This is a genomic window from Jeotgalibacillus terrae (assembly GCF_016908195.1).
GTDB lineage: Bacteria > Bacillota > Bacilli > Bacillales > Jeotgalibacillaceae > Jeotgalibacillus > Jeotgalibacillus terrae.
In genome coordinates, this window is record NZ_JAFBDK010000004.1 from 200,171 (window position 1) to 219,890 (window position 19,720).

19 protein-coding genes are annotated in these 19,720 nt (G+C 43.1%); 18 read left to right on the plus strand and 1 reads right to left on the minus strand.

The genetic code is table 11. The features are described from left to right. The first annotated feature begins 42 nt into the window (after positions 1-42). The 11 genes from coaBC (at position 43) to spoVM (ending at position 11,557) form a co-directional block, all read left to right on the plus strand. Positions 43-1,260, plus strand: coding sequence for a bifunctional phosphopantothenoylcysteine decarboxylase/phosphopantothenate--cysteine ligase CoaBC (coaBC, locus tag JOD21_RS05435; protein ID WP_204728646.1), 1,218 nt, complete (start codon positions 43-45; stop codon positions 1,258-1,260). Further along, positions 1,257-3,635, plus strand: coding sequence for a primosomal protein N' (priA, locus tag JOD21_RS05440; protein WP_204728647.1), 2,379 nt, complete (start codon positions 1,257-1,259; stop codon positions 3,633-3,635). The genes coaBC and priA overlap by 4 nt, the downstream gene beginning before the upstream one ends. A 12-nt stretch (positions 3,636-3,647) precedes the next feature. Continuing rightward, positions 3,648-4,136, plus strand: coding sequence for a peptide deformylase (gene def, locus JOD21_RS05445; RefSeq protein WP_204728648.1), 489 nt, complete (start codon positions 3,648-3,650; stop codon positions 4,134-4,136). Beyond that, positions 4,133-5,065 (plus strand): methionyl-tRNA formyltransferase, encoded by a 933-nt coding sequence (gene fmt / locus JOD21_RS05450; RefSeq protein WP_204728649.1) that lies wholly within the window; start codon positions 4,133-4,135, stop codon positions 5,063-5,065. Before def ends, fmt begins: the two co-directional genes overlap by 4 nt. Next, the gene (gene rsmB / locus JOD21_RS05455) at positions 5,062-6,390 is read left to right on the plus strand and encodes a 16S rRNA (cytosine(967)-C(5))-methyltransferase RsmB (protein ID WP_204728650.1); all 1,329 of its coding nucleotides are present in this window, start codon (positions 5,062-5,064) and stop codon (positions 6,388-6,390) included. The genes fmt and rsmB overlap by 4 nt, the downstream gene beginning before the upstream one ends. A 24-nt stretch (positions 6,391-6,414) precedes the next feature. Then, the gene (locus tag JOD21_RS05460; RefSeq protein ID WP_204728651.1) at positions 6,415-7,170 is read left to right on the plus strand and encodes a Stp1/IreP family PP2C-type Ser/Thr phosphatase; all 756 of its coding nucleotides are present in this window, start codon (positions 6,415-6,417) and stop codon (positions 7,168-7,170) included. Then, the gene (gene pknB / locus JOD21_RS05465) at positions 7,167-9,140 is read left to right on the plus strand and encodes a Stk1 family PASTA domain-containing Ser/Thr kinase (RefSeq protein ID WP_204728652.1); all 1,974 of its coding nucleotides are present in this window, start codon (positions 7,167-7,169) and stop codon (positions 9,138-9,140) included. The genes JOD21_RS05460 and pknB overlap by 4 nt, the downstream gene beginning before the upstream one ends. Positions 9,141-9,152: 12 nt before the next feature. Further along, a complete protein-coding gene (rsgA, locus tag JOD21_RS05470) occupies positions 9,153-10,034 on the plus strand; it encodes a ribosome small subunit-dependent GTPase A (protein WP_204728653.1) in 882 nt (293 codons plus the stop codon). Between the two features lie 3 nt (positions 10,035-10,037). After that, complete coding sequence (gene rpe / locus JOD21_RS05475) at positions 10,038-10,691, plus strand: ribulose-phosphate 3-epimerase (protein ID WP_204728654.1); 654 nt, start codon at positions 10,038-10,040, stop codon at positions 10,689-10,691. A 128-nt stretch (positions 10,692-10,819) separates the two neighbouring features. Next, positions 10,820-11,455, plus strand: coding sequence for a thiamine diphosphokinase (locus JOD21_RS05480; protein WP_204728655.1), 636 nt, complete (start codon positions 10,820-10,822; stop codon positions 11,453-11,455). A 15-nt stretch (positions 11,456-11,470) separates the two neighbouring features. Beyond that, a complete protein-coding gene (gene spoVM, locus JOD21_RS19620; protein ID WP_039808808.1) occupies positions 11,471-11,557 on the plus strand; it encodes a stage V sporulation protein SpoVM in 87 nt (28 codons plus the stop codon). Positions 11,558-11,616: 59 nt separating this feature from the next. Here spoVM and rpmB read toward each other — a convergent pair whose 3' ends face one another. Further along, entirely contained in the window at positions 11,617-11,805 is a 189-nt protein-coding gene (rpmB, locus tag JOD21_RS05490) for a 50S ribosomal protein L28 (protein WP_039808810.1), read from the minus strand. A gap of 236 nt (positions 11,806-12,041) precedes the next feature. On the opposite strand from rpmB, the gene JOD21_RS05495 reads away from it, so the two are divergent. From JOD21_RS05495 to plsX, 7 genes are all read left to right on the plus strand, one after another. Further along, positions 12,042-12,404, plus strand: a complete 363-nt coding sequence (locus JOD21_RS05495; RefSeq protein WP_041122361.1) for an Asp23/Gls24 family envelope stress response protein — start codon at positions 12,042-12,044, stop codon at positions 12,402-12,404. Positions 12,405-12,419: 15 nt separating this feature from the next. Continuing rightward, positions 12,420-14,093, plus strand: a complete 1,674-nt coding sequence (locus JOD21_RS05500; RefSeq protein WP_338032875.1) for a DAK2 domain-containing protein — start codon at positions 12,420-12,422, stop codon at positions 14,091-14,093. 93 nt (positions 14,094-14,186) lie between these two features. Beyond that, positions 14,187-14,849 carry an L-serine ammonia-lyase, iron-sulfur-dependent subunit beta gene (sdaAB, locus tag JOD21_RS05505; RefSeq protein WP_204728656.1) on the plus strand — a complete coding sequence of 221 codons (663 nt, stop codon included), beginning with the start codon at positions 14,187-14,189 and terminating at the stop codon, positions 14,847-14,849. A gap of 34 nt (positions 14,850-14,883) precedes the next feature. Continuing rightward, complete coding sequence (sdaAA, locus tag JOD21_RS05510) at positions 14,884-15,771, plus strand: L-serine ammonia-lyase, iron-sulfur-dependent, subunit alpha (protein ID WP_239581433.1); 888 nt, start codon at positions 14,884-14,886, stop codon at positions 15,769-15,771. Beyond that, the gene (recG, locus tag JOD21_RS05515) at positions 15,758-17,815 is read left to right on the plus strand and encodes an ATP-dependent DNA helicase RecG (RefSeq protein WP_338032877.1); all 2,058 of its coding nucleotides are present in this window, start codon (positions 15,758-15,760) and stop codon (positions 17,813-17,815) included. The genes sdaAA and recG overlap by 14 nt, the downstream gene beginning before the upstream one ends. Before the next feature lie 344 nt (positions 17,816-18,159). Continuing rightward, on the plus strand, positions 18,160-18,729 hold the full coding sequence (gene fapR, locus JOD21_RS05520) for a transcription factor FapR (RefSeq protein ID WP_204728658.1): 570 nt from the start codon (positions 18,160-18,162) through the stop codon (positions 18,727-18,729). A 2-nt stretch (positions 18,730-18,731) separates the two neighbouring features. Continuing rightward, entirely contained in the window at positions 18,732-19,712 is a 981-nt protein-coding gene (gene plsX, locus JOD21_RS05525; RefSeq protein WP_204728659.1) for a phosphate acyltransferase PlsX, read from the plus strand. Positions 19,713-19,720 lie beyond the last annotated feature (8 nt).

Below are 19,720 nucleotides of genomic sequence, written 5' to 3' on the forward strand. Positions count from 1 at the left end.
TTGTATTTTCGTTCATAATGGAAGTATCTATTTAATAGGGAGATGGCAGTATTGGTAAATAAAAATATACTCCTTTGCGTTTCAGGAGGAATTGCCGTATATAAAGCTGTTGCACTGACCAGCAAACTGAGTCAGGCAGGCTTCAATGTAAAAGTAATCATGACGGAAAGTGCAATGGAATTTGTCACACCGCTCACTTTTCAGGCTATGTCACGAAATGATGTATATACTGACACATTTGATGAAAAAGACTCTTCAAAGATTGCACATATTGATCTCGCAGACTGGGCAGACCTTGTACTGATTGCGCCTGCTACAGCAAATGTATTAGGCAAGCTCGCAAATGGTATTGCAGATGACATGATCACAACCACGCTCCTTGCCACAACTGCACCTGTCTGGGCAGCTCCGGCGATGAATGTTCATATGTACAGCCACCCTGCAGTTCTTAAAAACATCGACGTTTTGCACGAACGCGGCGTTCAATTTGTAGAACCATCAGAAGGGTTTCTTGCCTGTGGTTATGTTGGAAAAGGCAGACTGGAAGAGCCGGAGAAGATCACACAAATCATCACAGATTATTTTTCAAAAAGAAAAGAACGGCTGCTTGAAGGTAAAAAAGTGCTGATTACTGCCGGACCAACAAGAGAAAAAATTGATCCGGTACGGTTTTTTACTAATCATTCAAGCGGGAAAATGGGTTATGCCATTGCAAAAAAAGCTGCTGAAGCAGGAGCTGAAGTAACGCTTATTTCCGGACCGGTTTCACTTTCTTCTCCTGCAGGCGTGACAACAATTAAAACGGAAACAGCTGAGGAGATGTATCAGGCTGTGATGAAGTATTTTCATGACTCAGATGTTGTGATCAAGAGTGCAGCAGTAGCTGATTACAGACCGGTTCAGACGAATGAGCAAAAAATGAAAAAGAAAGACGGTTCACTCATACTTGAATTTGAAAGAACAACGGATATTTTAAAAACGCTGGGCGAACAAAAAGAGCACCAGATCCTGATTGGTTTTGCTGCAGAAACAGAGCAGCTTGAGACTTATGCATTAAATAAACTGAAATCGAAAAATGCTGATCTCATTGTAGGGAACAATATTATGACTGAAGGTGCAGGTTTCGGCACGGATACAAATGCCGTTACTTTTTTCAGAAAAGACGGACCTGCAGAGGAGCTTCCGCTTCAGACTAAAGATCAGGTGGCAGAAGCGTTGATCACAGAAGTTCATCATCTGCTTAAGGAACGGTTAACATGATTGCTTCTGTCATTGTTGATGTACCTGCAAAACAGATTGACCGGACTTTTGATTATCTGGTCCCGGAAAGCCTGCATGCGGTTGTAAGAAGAGGAATCAGAGTAGTCGTGCCGTTTGGTCCCAGAAAAATTCAGGGCTTCATTTTATCAATTAAAGATGAAACGACTATAAAAAACCTGAAGCCGATTGAGGAAGTTGTGGATATTGAACCTGTTTTGAATGATGAGCTTCTTTCACTATCAGAGTGGCTGACAGAGCAGACGCTGTGCTACAGAATTTCTGCACTGCAGGTAATGCTGCCTGCTGCAATGAAAGCAAAATATAATAAATATTTTCATTTGCTCGATGACCATGACATCCCGGTTAAGATAAAGTCGCTTTTTGAAAAAGAATCTCCTCTCACTTGGAAAACAGCTGATGCCCATCATGCGTTAAAAGATTTGCAGGAGCTGATCAGACAGCGTAAAGTCGAAATGCGATACGTAGTGAAACAGTCTGCAAATGTCAAAAAAGTACGCATCGTAGAACTAAGTAATGAGGATATAGAAGTATCGGGTAACGCAAAAAAACAGTTACTTATCATAGAGGAATTAAAAAAAACAGGCGGTAAATTGTCTGTTCCTGCGTTAAAAGAGCTGACTGATGCAACGAGTGCTGTGATTAAAACAATGATCGATAAAGGCATTCTCATTGAATCCTATGATGAGCAGTATAGAGACCCCTTCAGTCAGCGGACATTTGATAAAACTGAACATTTTAAACTCACTGATGATCAGCAAAAGGCCATTACGCCAATTTTGGAAAAAGTAAACAGTTTTGAACAGCAGACATTTCTGCTGCATGGTGTAACCGGAAGCGGAAAAACAGAGATTTATCTGCAGACAATTGATCAGGTGCTGAAGCAGGAGCGCCAGGCCATCATGCTGGTTCCTGAGATATCGCTCACTCCACAGATGGTTCAGCGTTTTAAAGGACGCTTTGGAGATCAGGTAGCTGTGATGCACAGCGGACTTTCTGTTGGTGAGAAATATGATGAATGGAGAAAAATTCATCGCGGAGAAGTCAATGTAGTCGTGGGCGCACGCTCTGCGATCTTTGCACCGTTTAAAAGGCTTGGTGTTATTATCATTGATGAAGAACATGAGATGAGTTATAAGCAGGAGGACTCACCCCGTTATCATGCAAGGGACGTTGCGATTGAGAGAAGTAACAGGCACGGATGCCCGGTAATTCTCGGCAGTGCCACACCATCACTTGAAAGTTTCGCAAGGGCTAAAAAAGGTAACTACCAGCTGCTTGAGCTTGAATATAGAATGAACAATCAGGATATGCCCGAAGTGAAAGTTGTTGATATGCGCGAAGAGCTCCGGGAAGGGAACAGATCCATGTTCTCAAGAGATCTGTTAGAAGAGATTGCAAAGCGGATTGAAAAAAAGGAACAGATTGTTCTTTTTCTTAATAGAAGGGGCTACTCCTCATTTATTATGTGCCGCGACTGCGGGACGGTGATGCAGTGCCCGCACTGTGAAGTTTCACTGACTTACCACCGGTCAAAAGAAAGTATGAAGTGTCATTATTGCGGGCATGAGGAGTATGTACCCAATGAATGTCCGGAGTGTACGAGTGAGCATATCAGATACTTTGGTACAGGCACTCAAAAAGTGGAGGAAGAGCTGTTCAAGCTCATGCCTCACGTCAGAACGATCCGGATGGACGTTGATACGACTTCAAAAAAAGGTTCCCATGAAAAACTGCTGAATGCGTTTGGCAGAGGTGAGGCGGATATACTGCTTGGTACACAGATGATTGCCAAAGGTCTTGATTTTCCTAATATTACACTGGTCGGTGTGCTGAGTGCAGATACGATGCTTCATCTGCCTGATTTCAGAGCGTCAGAAAAAACTTTTCAGCTTTTAACGCAGGTCAGCGGCAGAGCGGGACGTCATGAAAAAACTGGGGAAGTCATTATTCAGACATATACACCTGAGCACTTCTCTATTGAACTTGCCAAGTCACAACATTATGAATGGTTTTACCAAAAAGAAATGATGATGCGTAAAACTGCGCAATATCCACCGTTTTATTATATCTCGCTGATTACCATCAGTCATGAGAATGTGAATAAAGCAGCAGGTGTATGCAGTGAAATTGCAGATATTCTAAAAGCAAAGCTCACAGATCAGTCCATCATACTTGGCCCGGTCGCATCACCAATTGCAAAAATTCAGGATAAATACCGTTATCAGTGCATGATTAAATATAAAAACGAGCCTGAACTAAAAAGCCTTTTGAAAAAAATATTGGATCAATACAGTCATACAGGGAAAGATGCAGTAAGTATTAATATTGACGTCCAGCCTTATATGATGATGTAAATGGAGGATAACATGAAGAAACTTGAAATTGTCACACACCCCGATGAAAGACTTGAACAGGTATGCAGCAAAGTAACTGTATTTGACCGGTCATTGCATGAGACGTTAGATCAGCTATTTGATCTGATGATGGAGCATGACGGGATTGGCATTGCAGCACCGCAGGCTGGCATTACAGAAAGAATTGCGATTGTTTATCTCGATGACGAAAGCGGGGTTATTGAAATGCTCAACCCGGAAATTAAGATGATCGCAGGTGACGAGACTGATGTGGAAGGCTGCCTCAGCTTCCCTGGCATCTACGGAGAAGTATCACGCACCGATCAGATTCTCCTTCAGGCGCAGGACCGTAACGGTAAAACGTTTGTGATGGAAGCAGACGGTTATCTTTCCCGTGCGATCCAGCATGAAGCAGATCATCTTGACGGGGTATTGTTCACTTCCAAAGTGACAAAATTTGTAACAGAAGAAGAACTGAAAGAAGAGGAGGAAGCAGAATGACTTCAGTAATTTTTATGGGGACGCCTGATTTCTCCGTTCCGGTTCTACAGAGAATGATTGCAGACGGGTATGAAGTAAAAGCTGTTGTGACACAGCCCGACAGACCGGTAGGCAGAAAAAAAGTACTGACACCGCCACCAGTAAAAGAGGAAGCGATGAAACACAATCTGAAAGTGATCCAGCCTGAAAAATTAGCCGGATCTGTTGAGCTCGAAGACATTATTGCACTTGAGGCAGATCTTATTATTACTGCAGCTTTCGGTCAGCTGCTGCCTAAAAAGCTGCTCGAAGCACCAGAACTTGGATGTATTAACGTGCATGCTTCACTGCTTCCTGAGTTAAGAGGCGGAGCACCTATTCACCATTCAATTATCAGAGGATATAAAGAGACAGGCATTACAATTATGTATATGGCTGAAAAGCTTGATGCTGGCGATATTATCAGTCAGAAATCGGTGAAAATTACTGATGAAGATCACGTTGGTACGCTTCATGATAAGTTAAGTGAGACTGGTGCTCAGCTGCTGTCTGAGACACTTCCGCAGTTAATTGCAGGAGAAACTAAACGGACACCCCAAAATCATGAGAAGGCCACATATGCCTGGAATATTAAGCGCGAGGAAGAGAAGATTGACTGGAACCGTCCCGGACGTGAAGTGTTTAATCAGATCAGAGGTCTTTACCCCTGGCCGGTGGCATACACGATTTTCAGAGACAAGCCGATGAAAATACAACAGGCGAAGCTTTCAAGCGGGAGCGGTGAACCCGGGGAAATTATAGGAACAACAGACGAAGGGATTCTCTTTGCTACTGCAGATCATGAGGCAGTTCTTGTAACAGAACTTCAGCCGTCCGGTAAAAAGAAAATGGCTGCCTCAGACTTCCTGAGAGGTTCTCAGGTGAAAGTCGGAGAGAAGGCGCAGTTATGAGTAAATTTTCGTTAAGAGAAGCGGCACTTCATATATTGGATCAGATTGATAAAAATCAATCTTACAGCAACCTGCTACTGAACCACGCCATTCAGAAATTTAATATTAGCAAAAAAGACACGGGACTTTTAACAGAAATTACTTACGGGACGCTTCAGCGTAAAATGACGCTTGATTACTACCTTGAACCATTTCTGAAAAAGAAAGTTGAAGGCTGGGTACGCAACTTGCTGAGACTGAGCCTTTACCAGATGATTTACCTTGACAGGGTGCCTGAACGCGCTGCCATTCATGAAGCAGTCGAGATTGCGAAGAAAAAAGGGCATAAAGGAATTTCAGGTATGGTGAACGGTGTACTGCGTTCTATTCAGCGTCAGGGTGTTCGCACGCTTGATGAAATATCAGATCCAGTTATCAAGATTTCAATCGAAACAAGCCATCCTGAATGGCTCGTAAAAAGATGGGCTGCTCATTTCGGTCTCGAGAAAACCAAGGAAATGTGTGAAAGAAATCTGATTGCTCCTGTTCAAACTGCACGCGTGAATACGAGCAGAATCAGCCGGAGTGAGGTAATTGACATGCTGAAGCAGGAAGGTGTCGAGGCTTCAGAAAGTACAATTGTACCCGCAGGTATCCGCGTAAAAAAAGGAAATATCGCTCATACTGGTGCATATAAAGAAGGGTATATCAGCGTTCAGGACGAAAGCTCTATGCTGGTTGCGTATGCACTTGGGGCAGTACCTGGAGAATCAATTCTTGATATGTGTGCGGCACCGGGAGGAAAAACGACACATATTGCCGAATCTTTAAATAACGAAGGTGAAGTTCTTGCGCTTGATCTTCATGAACATAAAATTAAGCTGATTAAAGAAAATGCAGATCGTCTGAAGCTCGAAAATGTAAAAGGTGAAGCGATGGATGGCCGAAAACTGAACGAGCATTATCCTGATCGGCAATTCGACCGGATTCTGGTTGATGCACCCTGCAGCGGTTTAGGCGTATTAAGAAGAAAACCGGATATTAAATATGCAAAAAGAGAACAGGATCTCGAATCACTTTCCCGTATTCAGCAGGAATTGCTGCACGCGGCAGTGGGCAGTCTGAAAAAAGGCGGTACGCTGGTGTACAGCACGTGTACAGTTGATAAAGAGGAAAACGAAGGGACCGTTAACAAGTTTTTAGCTGATCATCCTGAGATGGAACTTACAGCACCTGCTGGCCTGCCGGAGAGCATCGCTGCACTTGCTGAAAATAATATGCTGCAGATCTTCCCGCAGGATTTTGATGGAGATGGATTTTTTATAGCTTCATTTAAAAAGAAATAAGCAGAAATAAAACGAGGTGGATGGATGGAAGCCGTTTTTAAAAGTGACCGTGGGAAAATACGTAAACTGAATGAAGACTCAGGTGGCATATTTAAAAACAACCATGGTGTTCTTGCTGTTGTGGCAGACGGTATGGGTGGTCATCGTGCTGGTGATGTTGCGAGCAGGATGACAGTCGAACTGATTGAAGAGAAGTGGAAAAGCCTGAATGCTGTCCTTAGAGCCGGTGCAGCTGAACAGTGGCTATACGAGGCGATCGAAGATGTGAACAGAACAATTTTTCACTATGCTGAAGAAAACCCGGATTGTGCAGGGATGGGCACAACGCTTGTTGCTGCAATCTGCACAGAAGATTTTATTTCAATTGCCAATATTGGTGACAGCAGAGGTTATGTCATTGATGAAACCAGGGTGCTTCAGATGACTGAAGATGATTCCTTTGTGAATGCCCTTGTTCAGTCCGGTGAAATTTCAAAGGAGGATGCTGAGCATCACCCAAAGAAAAATCTTCTTCTAAAAGCGCTTGGCACAAAAGGTAAAGCTGATCCGACTATTAAAACGATTGTGCCTGTAAATGGCACATTTGTACTGTTATGTTCTGACGGACTTTCGAACAAAGTCAGTGAAAAAGAAATTAAAGAGATACTATTGCATAGCGTTACGCTTGATGAGATGGCTGAAAAGCTGATCCAGCTTGCCAATGAACACGGCGGAGAGGATAACATTACACTCGCCGCAGTTAAAGTATCTTTTGATGATGAGGCAGGTGAACCCTCATGATCGGTAAGAGAATTAATGGCAGATATAAAGTGATCAAAACAATTGGCAGTGGCGGAATGGCAAATGTCTATCTTGCAAGAGATATGATTCTTGACAGGGATGTAGCTGTAAAAGTGCTGCGGATGGACTTTGTCAGCGAAAGTAATATGCTGAAGCGGTTTCAGCGTGAAGCCCAGTCTGCAACAAGTCTCGCTCACCCGAATATTGTCAGTATGTATGACGTGGGTGATGAAGACGATTCTTACTATCTTGTAATGGAGTACGTTGAAGGCATGACGCTTAAGCAATATATCAGGGAACATTCACCACTGGACCTTGAAGATGCTGTAGATATTATGCTTCAACTGACATCAGCGATTGCACATGCCCATTATAACGGCATCATTCATAGAGATATAAAACCGCAGAACATTTTAATTGATGAACAGGGTAATATTAAAATTACCGACTTTGGTATTGCCATGGCATTAAGTGCTACAGCGATCACTCAGACCAATTCAGTAATGGGAACCGTTCACTACCTGTCACCAGAACAGGCGAGAGGCGGAACGGCATCCAAAAAATCTGATATTTACTCTCTCGGAATTGTGATGTATGAACTGATAACAGGTACACTTCCTTATGAGGGAGAGACACCAATTTCTATAGCATTGAAGCATCTTCAGAGCGATCTGCCGAGACCATCAGAAGTCGTGGAGGACCTCCCGCAAAGTATTGAAAATGTGATTCTAAAAGCTGCAGCTAAAGATCCGCATTACCGCTACTTGAGCGCAGATGAGATGGCTGATGATCTAAAAACGTCGCTTAACCCTGAAAGATCGGGTGAGCCAGTTTTTGCACCTGCCCCTGACCTTGAAGCAACAAGAGCGATACCAATTATTAAAGACCGCATGAATATCCCGGCCTCTGAAGACACAAAAATTCATGAGCCCGAAAACAAAAAAGGACCTGTTGAGCCGAAGAAAAAGAAAAGAAAAAAATGGCCATGGATTACTGCACTTGTTCTGCTTTTGTTGATCAGCGGCGGTGTGATGGCTGCAATGGGCGTATTTGGCCCTTCTCAGGTACAGGTTCCGGATGTAACAGGTGAAAATGTCAATGATGCTGAAGATATCATGACTGAAGCAGGCTTAACAGTGGGTGATATCATATACGAACCTAATGAGGATATTGAAGAAGATATCGTCATCAGGACGTCACCAAAAGCAACAAGATCACTCGATGAAGGTGAACCTGTCAACCTGACTGTCAGCAGCGGCAAAGAAACGATTGAAGTGGATGGATATGTGGGAAGAAACTTTAACAGCAGTGAAGACTTAATCCGTGAAGCCGGATTTCGTGGTATAGATCCGGAAGAAAGATTTGATGATGCTGCAGAAGGCACGATTCTCGAACAGGACCCTGAAGAGGGAGAAGAAGTGGTTCCTGGAGATACGGTTATGAGGCTGATCATCAGCAAAGGCCCCGAGCAGGCTGAGATTCCTGATCTGACGGGTTTCAGTGCAGAAGACATTGCCGCTTATGAAGAAAGCAGCGGTATGACTGTTTCTGTTACAAGAGAAGAATATTCAAACGATCACGCTGCCGGTAGTGTGATCTCACAGAATCCTGAAGCGGGCACAATGATGGAACCCGGCAGTAATATCAATGTGGTGACATCCCTTGGCGCGCCGCCATTACCTGTTAACAATGTGGTCATTCCTGTCACAATTGAATACCTTGAGGCAGAAGATCAGGAGCCACCTGAAGAAGGCGAGGAACCTCCAGAATTGCCTGAGCAGATCATTACAATCTACATCGATGATAAAAATAATAGTATTGAAGAACCTTTTGAAGAATTTACAATTACAGAAGATACAGAACGCAATATCCGATTAACGATTGAACAGGGTAGCAGCGGATCATACCGCATTGAAAGAGACGGAGAAGTTTACCTTGAGGATACAATCACATATCAGGAAAATGATTAAAGGAGCGAGTAAATGCCAGAAGGAAAAATCATGAAAGCCCTGAGCGGTTTTTATTATGTGAACGACCAGGGTTCAGTCATCCAGTGCAGAGGACGGGGAATATTCCGTAAAAATAAAATCACACCATTAGTCGGCGATTATGTTGAATATCAGGCAGATAACGATCAGGAAGGCTATATTCTTGATATTCATGAAAGAAAAAACGAACTTGTGAGACCGCCTATCGCGAATGTAGATCAGGCTGTACTTGTCTTTTCTGCAGTTGAGCCGGAATTCAGCACATCACTGCTGGACAGATTTCTCGTGCTGGTAGAAAGCCATCAGATCAGACCTGTGATTTGTATTTCAAAAATTGACTTGTTAGATGATACCAAGCAAAAAAAAATAGAGCAGTTTGCTGATGATTACAGGAAAATAGGCTATGAAGTCGTTTTAACTTCAGCAAAATGGGAAGAAAGCATAACGCATTTAAAGCCGGTTTTAGATGAGTATGTCACAGTATTCGCAGGTCAATCAGGTGTAGGGAAATCCTCGATTCTAAACGCACTCAGACCAGATCTTGAATTAAAGACAGACGAAATTTCAAGTTCGCTCGGCAGAGGCAAGCATACAACACGTCACGTAGAACTGCTGGAGATCGGTAACGGTTTTGTAGCAGATACGCCGGGCTTCAGTGCACTTGAATTTGCTACACTCGAGCTTGAAGATCTCGCGGGATGTTTTCCGGAAATGGTGGAAGCGTCTGAACGCTGTAAATTCCGGGGATGTCTTCATATGAATGAACCTAAATGTGCAGTGAAATCAGCTGTTGAAACAGATGAAATTAAATTATACCGTTATGAACACTACCAGCAGTTTTATGAAGAAATCAAATCAAGAAAGCCGAGGTATTAGATTATGGTTAAAATTGCTCCATCGATATTATCAGCCGACTTTTCAAAGCTTGGCGATGAAGTCAGGGAAGTGGAAAAAGCAGGTGCTGATTATATCCATATCGATGTAATGGATGGTGTGTTTGTGCCGAACATCACAATGGGTCCACTAGTGGTAGAAGCAGTCAGACCTGTTACATCACTTACTCTTGACGTACATTTAATGATCGAACAGCCGGAAAGGTATGTAGAAGCATTCGCCAAAGCAGGAGCTGATATAATCTCTGTGCACGCTGAAGCTACAAAACACTTGCACAGAACGGTTCAAATGATTAAATCGTCCGGTGTAAAAGCAGGGATTGTGCTCAATCCCCACACACCTGTTGAAGCAATCAGACACGTCTTAAGTGAAGCAGACCTCGTGCTTGTTATGACGGTGAATCCGGGATTCGGGGGACAGTCATTTATAAAAGAGACAGTTACAAAGATTAAAGAATTGAACGAAATCCGGGCACATGAACATTACAATTATGAGATTGAAGTAGATGGCGGCGTAACAGACGAAACCATTTCACTTTGTACAAGTGCAGGTGCTGACGTTGCAGTAGCCGGTTCATTTGTATTTGGCAAAGCAGACCGCGAAGCAGCAATTAAGGCACTAACTGCCGCAGTAAAATAATAAATCACATTACTGAGTCAAACGTTCAAAATGGATTCAGTGAATAAAGCCGAGGCTGAGACGTATTTGTCACAGCCTCGTGCTATTTATTAACTATATTTTTATTATGTAAACTAAGAGGTGGTTTAATGATTATTCTTGTAGGGGGAGGTCCGATTGATCCGGAGTGGTTCCAGTCGCTTCCTGAAGATGGTCAATGGGTTGGGGTAGACAGGGGGACAGTGTTTTTGCTCGAGTATGGTCTTCGAGTGGACCATGCATTTGGGGATTTTGATTCTGTAACCGCGGTTGAGAAAAAAATGATTCTGCAAAAAGTCAGCACTGTTCACGAAGAACCGCCTGAAAAAGACGCTACAGATATGGAACTTGCGCTGCAGTGGGCGCTAAGTCAGAACGAAGAGATCAAAATGATTGGCGTTACAGGAGGGAGACTGGATCATTTCTTTGGCAATATACAGCTTTTGCTCTCTGATCATGCACTTAATCATGCCTATCCGGTCAGTATAGAAGATGAAAAAAATAAAGTCACCTGCCACCTGCCGGGTAACACGACAGTTGAAAAAGATGTTCATTATCCTTATTTGTCCTTTATCCCTTTCACACATCAGGTTAAAGGTCTTACACTCTCAGGCGTAAAGTATCCGCTGTCTAACCACGAAATATCATATGGAATGACGCTGACACTCAGTAATGAGATACTTGATAACTTTGCTTCTATTTCATTTAGTGAAGGCATATTAATGATGATAAGAAGCAGAGATTAGCAAGGAGGGAGTCATATGCGCTTCTATTCGATTAAATTGCCGAGAATGCTTGGAGGAATGGTAAGAGGGGTTTTAAGCCTGTTCAGAAGGAGAACTGCTTAGAATAGATCAAAAAAGGCTTGAAGATCATCATGATCTTCAAGCCTTTTTACGTTATTTTATTACACGCGTTCTACTTTGCCTGATTTCAGAGCACGAGCAGAAACCCAAACACGCTTAGGCTTACCATCAACAAGAATACGAACTTTTTGAAGGTTTGCGCCCCATGTACGCTTGTTAGCGTTCATTGCGTGGGAACGAGCGTTACCAGAACGTGTTTTACGACCTGTTACAACACATTGTTTTGCCATTCTATTCCCCTCCTAACAAATGAAGCTGAAAACATTGTTTCAATCTTTCACTTAGTCAATCACACTTTAACTAATTTATCACAAGGATCGTCATTATGCAATAAAAATAAAAATATCTATCAAGTTTTTTTGCTTTACAGGCTGAGAATGGCGATTCATGCTGTTTATCTTTCATTCACAGCTGTAGTATAGTAAAATATCTGTAGCCAAAACAGTATTAAAAGGGGGATCACTACATGTCGATTGAATTAAATACCAAATATGGTCAGATCGATATATCTAATGACGTCATTGCAATGGTAGCCGGTGGAGCTGCGATTGAATGTTACGGAATTGTCGGGATGGCGTCTAAGCATCAGGTCAGAGACGGTCTCACCGATATATTAAGACGTGAAAATTTTACCCGCGGCGTGATTGTACGTCAGGATGGCGATAAAGTATCAATTGATATGTATATAATTGTGGGATATGGAACGAAAATTTCAGAAGTTGCTCACAACGTTCAGTCATCAGTGAAATACACACTTGATAAAACTGTTGGGCTTTCAGTAGAAGCAGTCAATATTTTTGTTCAGGGAGTCAGGGTGACGAACCTGTGATAGGAGGAAAGTTTTGTGATTAGAAAAGAGATAGACGGCCATACGTTTGCCGCAATGGTACTTCAGGGGGCAGCCAGCCTGTCAAATCATGCAGATACAGTAGATGCACTGAACGTTTTTCCTGTACCGGATGGTGATACAGGAACAAATATGAATCTTTCAATGACTTCAGGGTCTAAGGAAGTCAAAAACAACACAGGAGATCATTTAGGAAAAGTGTCAACAGCACTGTCTAAAGGTCTGCTTATGGGAGCACGAGGAAATTCAGGTGTTATTTTATCCCAGCTTTTCAGAGGCTTTGGGAAATCGGTGGAATCAAAAGCAGTATTGAATGCGAAAGAATTCGCAGAAGCACTTGACGCGGGTGTAGTCTCAGCATATAAAGCAGTGATGAAGCCTGTTGAAGGCACCATATTGACAGTTGCAAAAGATGCAGCAAGAAAAGCAGTTGAAGCTGCTGAGACAGAAGAAGATTTGACTAATCTGATGCAAATTATCCTTGATGAAGCAAAAGCTTCCTTAAAACGTACACCTGATCTGTTGCCTGTTTTAAAAGAAGTAGGTGTTGTGGACAGCGGCGGACAGGGACTTGTTCATGTTTACGAAGGTTTCCTTGCAGAACTGAAAGGTGAAAAGATTTCTGATGCTCCTTCAACTCCATCAATGGATGAACTCGTTAACGCAGAGCACCATATCGGCGTACAGGGCTTTATGAACACAGAAGATATCGAATTCGGCTACTGTACAGAATTCATGGTGAAGTTTGAAGAAAAGAAGCTTTCAGAAAAACCTTATGATGAAATGAAATTTCGTGAGGACCTAAGTGAACTGGGTGATTCTCTGCTGGTAATTTCAGATGACGAAGTGGCTAAAGTACATATTCATACTGAAGAGCCTGGGAAAGCACTTTCGCAGGGACAGTTGTATGGCAGCCTGATTAACCTGAAAATCGAAAATATGCGTGAGCAGCATACTGGTATCGTCGGAGAAGGACACCGTGCTGCTGAAAAAACTGAGAAACCTGCTGAAAAACAGCCATATGCTATTATTACAGTTGCAATGGGTGAGGGGATCTCTGAGCTGTTTAAGAGTATTGGTGCAACCGGCGTGATCGAGGGCGGACAGACAATGAATCCAAGTACTGAAGATATTGTTAAAGCCATCGAAGAATCCAATGCAGAACGTGTCATTATTTTGCCAAACAATAAAAACATCATTATGGCAGCCGAGCAGGCTGCAGAAGTTGTCGAAATGGAAGCAGTTGTGATTCCGACAAAAACAGTGCCACAGGGTATGTCATCCATTCTGGCATTCAATCCATCTGCTGAACTTGATGAAAACGCTGAAACAATGACAGATGCGCTTAAGTACGTAAAAACCGGACAGGTAACATTTGCAGTCCGTGATACGTCAATTGACGGCGTGACAATTAAAAAGGACGATCATATGGGTATTGCAGAGAGCAAAATCGTTACATCCGGGAACAGCCGGTTTGAGACAGTAAAGGAATTGCTTGAGCATATGATTGATGATGAATCAGAGATTGTAACGGTGCTTTACGGTGAAGATTCACCTGAAGAGGAAGTTTCTGAAATTGAAGCGTTTATCGAATCATCATACCCTGACGTTGAAGTAGAAGTTCATAATGGCAAACAGCCATTATATTCATATATTCTTTCTGTAGAGTAAGTTGAAAATTAAGGGAAAACGAGAGAAAATAGAAGGGCGGGGCCCTTCTATTTTTTTGAAGTGCCATCAAGTTGAATGAAAGAGGGGGCAGCTATGAAATATAAAAGCGTTTTTGATATTATTGGTCCAGTGATGATTGGACCGTCATCTTCACATACAGCAGGTGCAGCAAGAATCGGCAAAATGGCCAGAGAGCTTTTTGGCAGAGAACCTGAATGGGCAAACATCTCATTTTACGGATCGTTTGCCAAGACATATAAAGGGCATGGAACCGATGTTGCCATTATCGGTGGACTCATGGATTTTGAAACGGATGATGTCCGGATTATCGAAGCAAAGCAAATTGCTAAAGAAAAAGGAATCCGTATTAAGATTCGTGAGGAAGAATCCCTGACAGACCATCCTAATACTGCAAGAATCAGACTTGGAGATAAAGATGGTGACATTGAGCTTGTTGGTATTTCAATCGGCGGCGGAAAAATTGAAATTATCGAATTGAATGGTTTTGAATTAAGCCTGACCGGTCATCATCCGGCAATACTTGTCGTCCATGAAGACCGCTTCGGAGCGGTTGCAGCTGTCTCAACAGTGCTTGCAAAACATAAAATGAATATCGGTAAAATGGATGTCTCTAGACAGGACGTCGGTAAAATGGCACTCATGACAATAGAAGTGGACCAGAATGTAGAAGATGCGTTGTTACAAGAATTAAAGGCGCTGCCGGAAGTAACGCAGGTTACAAAAATCACTGATTAAAAAAGTGATAGCGCTTACAAACAGGAGGGTTACTATGTTTAGAAATGTTGCAGAGCTTGTAGAGCTTGCTGAAACGAATAATAAAAAAATCTCAGATATTATGATTGAACAGGAAATGGAAGTGCGTAATAAAACACGTGAAGAAGTATTTGACACGATGGAAAGGAACCTGACTGTTATGGAAGAAGCAGTTGAAAGAGGACTGCAGGGAGTGAAGTCCCACTCAGGATTGACAGGCGGAGATGCAGTGCTCATCCAGAAGTATATTGAAAGTGGCAAGTCACTTTCCGGAACCCTTTTGCTGGATGCTGTCAGTAAAGCAGTTGCCACCAATGAAGTAAATGCAGCCATGGGTACAATCTGTGCAACCCCGACAGCAGGTTCAGCAGGCGTCGTGCCAGGTACACTGTTTGCGGTTCAGAATAAGCTGAATCCGACAAGGGAAGAAAAAATCAGATTTCTGTTTACTTCAGGTGCTTTTGGATTTGTTGTTGCTAACAATGCATCTATCTCAGGTGCGGCAGGCGGATGTCAGGCAGAGGTAGGATCAGCAGCAGGTATGGCTGCAGCTGCTATTACTGAAATGGCTGGCGGGACTCCTTCGCAGAGTGCTGAAGCCATGGCCATTACGCTAAAAAACATGCTCGGACTTGTCTGTGATCCTGTTGCAGGTTTGGTGGAAGTGCCTTGCGTTAAGAGAAACGCTATGGGTGCAGCGAATGCTATGGTAGCTGCTGATATGGCGCTTGCAGGTGTAACAAGCAGAATTCCGTGTGATGAAGTCATAGATGCGATGTATAAAATCGGCCAGACAATGCCTGTGGCCTTACGTGAAACAGCCCAGGGCGGCTTGGCAGCTACACCAACCGGCCGGGAGCTGGAGGCGAAAATTTTTGGATTCTCTCTTAATAAAAAATCCTGATCATCCATTACTTAAACCTGTTTCAGTCCTGCAGGGTGTGGGTGAAGAGACCGGAAACCAGCTGGCTGACATGGGAATTATCACAATATCAGATCTGATCAATTATCTGCCCTACAGGTATGATGATTTCAGACTGAAAGATCTATCTGAAGCTGCTCATGAAGAGCGTGTAACCGTTGAAGGCAGTGTTCACAGTGAACCTGCCCTTCAATTTTATGGGCGGAAAAAATCCAGACTTTCATTTAGACTGCTGACCGGTCCTCACAGTGTGAAGGTTACTTTTTTCAACCAGCCTTATCTGAAAAAGAAAGTGAACCTTCATGATAAAATGACAGTAACAGGAAAATGGGATAGACAGCGTCAGTTAATTACTGCACAGACGTATAAGCTCGGAGAAGGTGCACAGGAAGAATTGTTTGCACCGGTTTATCCGCTGAAAGGGAATATTACGAATAAGCTTTTAAGAAAACTAATTAAGCAGTCGCTTGATTCGTATGGACAGCTGCTGTCAGAAACGCTGCCCGCTTCGCTTTTGTCGAGATATAAATTAATAGATCGTAAAGAAGCTCTTTATTCCATGCACTTTCCTGTTTCTCCTGAAAGCATGAAACAGGCCAGAAGGAGATTTGTGTATGAAGAGTTCTTTTATTTTCAGCTAAAGATGCAGGGATTAAGAAAGATCGAGCGGGAACAATCTGAGGGTGTTCAATTTCAATATAATGCTGAAAAGTTGAGGACATTTACAGATAGCCTTCCATTTCCTCTGACAAATGCTCAAAAAAGAGTGTTGAAGGAAATTTTTTCGGATTTATCCTCTCCATTCAGAATGAACCGTCTGCTGCAGGGGGATGTAGGCTCGGGTAAGACAGTGGTTGCAGCAATTGCACTTTATGCTGTTATTACTGCCGGCTATCAGGGAGCGCTGATGGTACCGACTGAAATACTTGCAGAACAGCATGCTGAGTCGCTGTCAGCGTTATTTGATCATATGGATGTAAATGTTGCCCTGCTGACAAGCTCAGTAAAAGGGAAAAAGAGAAGATTATTGCTTGAGCAGCTGAAGTCAGGCGGTATTGATCTGCTTATTGGTACACATGCCCTTATTCAGGATGAAGTTGACTTTCAGAATCTTGGACTTGTTATTACTGATGAGCAGCACCGGTTTGGTGTACAGCAAAGGCGTGTATTGCGTGAAAAAGGCGAAAGTCCGGATGTCTTGTTTATGACAGCTACTCCGATTCCGCGGACACTTGCAATTACAGCGTTTGGAGAAATGGATGTATCAATCATTGATGAAATGCCAGCTGGAAGAAAGCCGATTGAAACTTACTGGGTAAAAGAAAATATGATGAACAGAATCCTCGGTTTCATCGAAAAAGAACTGGCACAGGGCAGACAGGCGTACGTAATCTGTCCTCTAATCGAAGAGTCGGATAAACTTGATGTGCAAAATGCAATTGATGTTCACGCCCAGCTTTCACAGTTCTATGCAGGCAGATATGAAGCCGGGTTAATGCATGGACGGCTGCACGCGGAAGAAAAAGAAGCAATCATGAAACAATTTGCCGAAAATAAAACCCATATCCTCGTTTCCACCACTGTAGTGGAAGTAGGGGTGAATGTGCCAAATGCTTCAGTTATGCTGATCTATGATGCAGAAAGATTTGGTCTCTCACAGCTTCATCAGCTGAGAGGGAGAGTCGGACGTGGCAGTGATCAGTCATATTGTATTTTGATGGCAGACCCGAAAAATGAAGTCGGTAAAGAGCGGATGAAAATTATGACGGAAACAAATGACGGTTTTGTTTTGAGTGAAAAAGACCTTGAGTTGAGAGGTCCCGGTGATTTCTTCGGCAGAAAACAAAGCGGAATGCCGGAATTCAGAGTGGCTGATATGGTGCATGATTATAGAGCGCTTGAAACAGCGAGGGATGACGCCCACCAGCTGATTGAAAGCGATGCGTTCTGGGTCAGCGGGGAGTATGAATCATTAAGAAATTATCTCGAAGCAGAAGGCGTGATTAGCGGCGGGAAGCTTGATTGATTTGTATAGAAATGGCATTCAGTGATGTTAAATGTGTAATGATTGATATTTGAGGTGAACGTAGCGAAAGGTGGCGACTCCAGCGGGAATAGACGGACAGGCGAGACCCCACAGACACGAAGTGTCGAGGAGGCTCGCCGCCGTCCCCGCGGAAAGCGCCACCTGCAGCGCAGTGAACTGTTTCCGGAGGCTCAGACAATTGGTCTGAGTCTCTTTTTAGTAAAAGGAATTATACATGATTAACTCCCCTTTCATCACCATCACCCGTCGATTTCCTTTACAAAAAGGACTTTTTATTTATATACTACTATTAGTACCAAGTGTTAGTATCGGACGGTGATGAAATGAAAAAGACAAAAAAAGTACGTCAGTCAGAACTGATCAAAAAAATTGAAGACAATCCATTTGTAACTGATGATGAGCTTGCAAAGTTTTTTGATGTCAGCGTACAGACAATCAGACTCGATAGGATGGAATTGTCTATACCTGAACTGAGAGAGCGGATTAAATCGGTGGCGGAACAGACTTTTGAGGACGAGGTGCGTTCTCTTCCGATTGATGAAGTGATTGGTGAAATTATTGACGTAGAGCTGGATGATTATGCCATTTCAATCTTTGACGTACAAAAAGAGCACGTTTTTCAGCGGAACAGCATTGCAAGAGGGCACCATTTATTCGCACAGGCGAATTCACTGGCGGTAGCACTAATAAATGATGATCTGGCTCTGACAGCTAAAGCTGCAATCGAGTTTTGCAAACCGGTGCATTCAGGACAGCGGGTCGTATCAAAAGCACGTGCTGTTAGAACTGACGGACGGAGAACAACAGTGGAAGTAACATCTTCAGTTGGAAAAGAAGTAGTGTTTAAAGGTGAATTTGAGATGTATCGTTCATCTGAAAAAGGAGGAGAATGACTTTGATTATTGCAGTTGATGCGATGGGCGGAGACAATGCGCCTGAGGAAATTGTTAAAGGTGCAGTGAAAGCAGCTGCCGAACAGCCTTCTTTGACGATCAGGCTTTATGGGGATGAAAATAAAATAAAACCGCTGTTAAATAGCGAATCAAATATTGAGGTTATACATACAAATGAGATGATTTTATCGACTGACGAACCTGTCAGAGCTGTCCGCAGAAAGAAAAGTGCTTCAATGGTACTTGCAGCACAGGCTGTAAAAGACCAGGAAGCTGATGCATGCGTTTCTGCAGGTAACACAGGTGCATTAATGGCTGCCGGTCTTTTTATTGTCGGAAGAATAAAGGGAATTGACCGCCCTGCACTTTCACCAACATTGCCGACGATTGACGGCCAGGGGTTTGTGATGCTCGACCTTGGTGCCAATGCTGATGCAAAACCTGAGCATCTGTTGCAGTATGCTGTTATGGGCAGCATCTATGCTGAGCAGGTCAGAGGGATCAGTAACCCGACTGTGGGGCTATTAAATATCGGTACTGAAGAAGGAAAAGGGAATGAGTTAACGAAACAGGCTTATGATCTTCTCAAGGATTCAGGTTTGAACTTTGTCGGAAATGTGGAGTCAAGAGACCTGTTAAACGGCGTATGTGACGTGGTAGTTACCGATGGATTTACTGGAAATATGGTATTGAAAACAATAGAAGGAACAGCGCAGGCGCTATTTGGCATGCTGAAAGAAACCTTTACCTCTTCTGTCAAGACAAAACTTGCAGCAGGACTCGTGAAGAACGATCTAAGGAACTTAAAAGGAAAGCTTGATTACACAGAGTACGGCGGCGCTGGACTATTCGGTCTGAACGCTCCTGTCATTAAAGCGCATGGTTCATCTAACGCGAATGCCGTATATAACGCAATTAAGCAGGCTCATACAATGGCAGAACATGATGTAAGCGGAAAAATTTCCGCATCACTAAATCAGTAAAGAGAGGT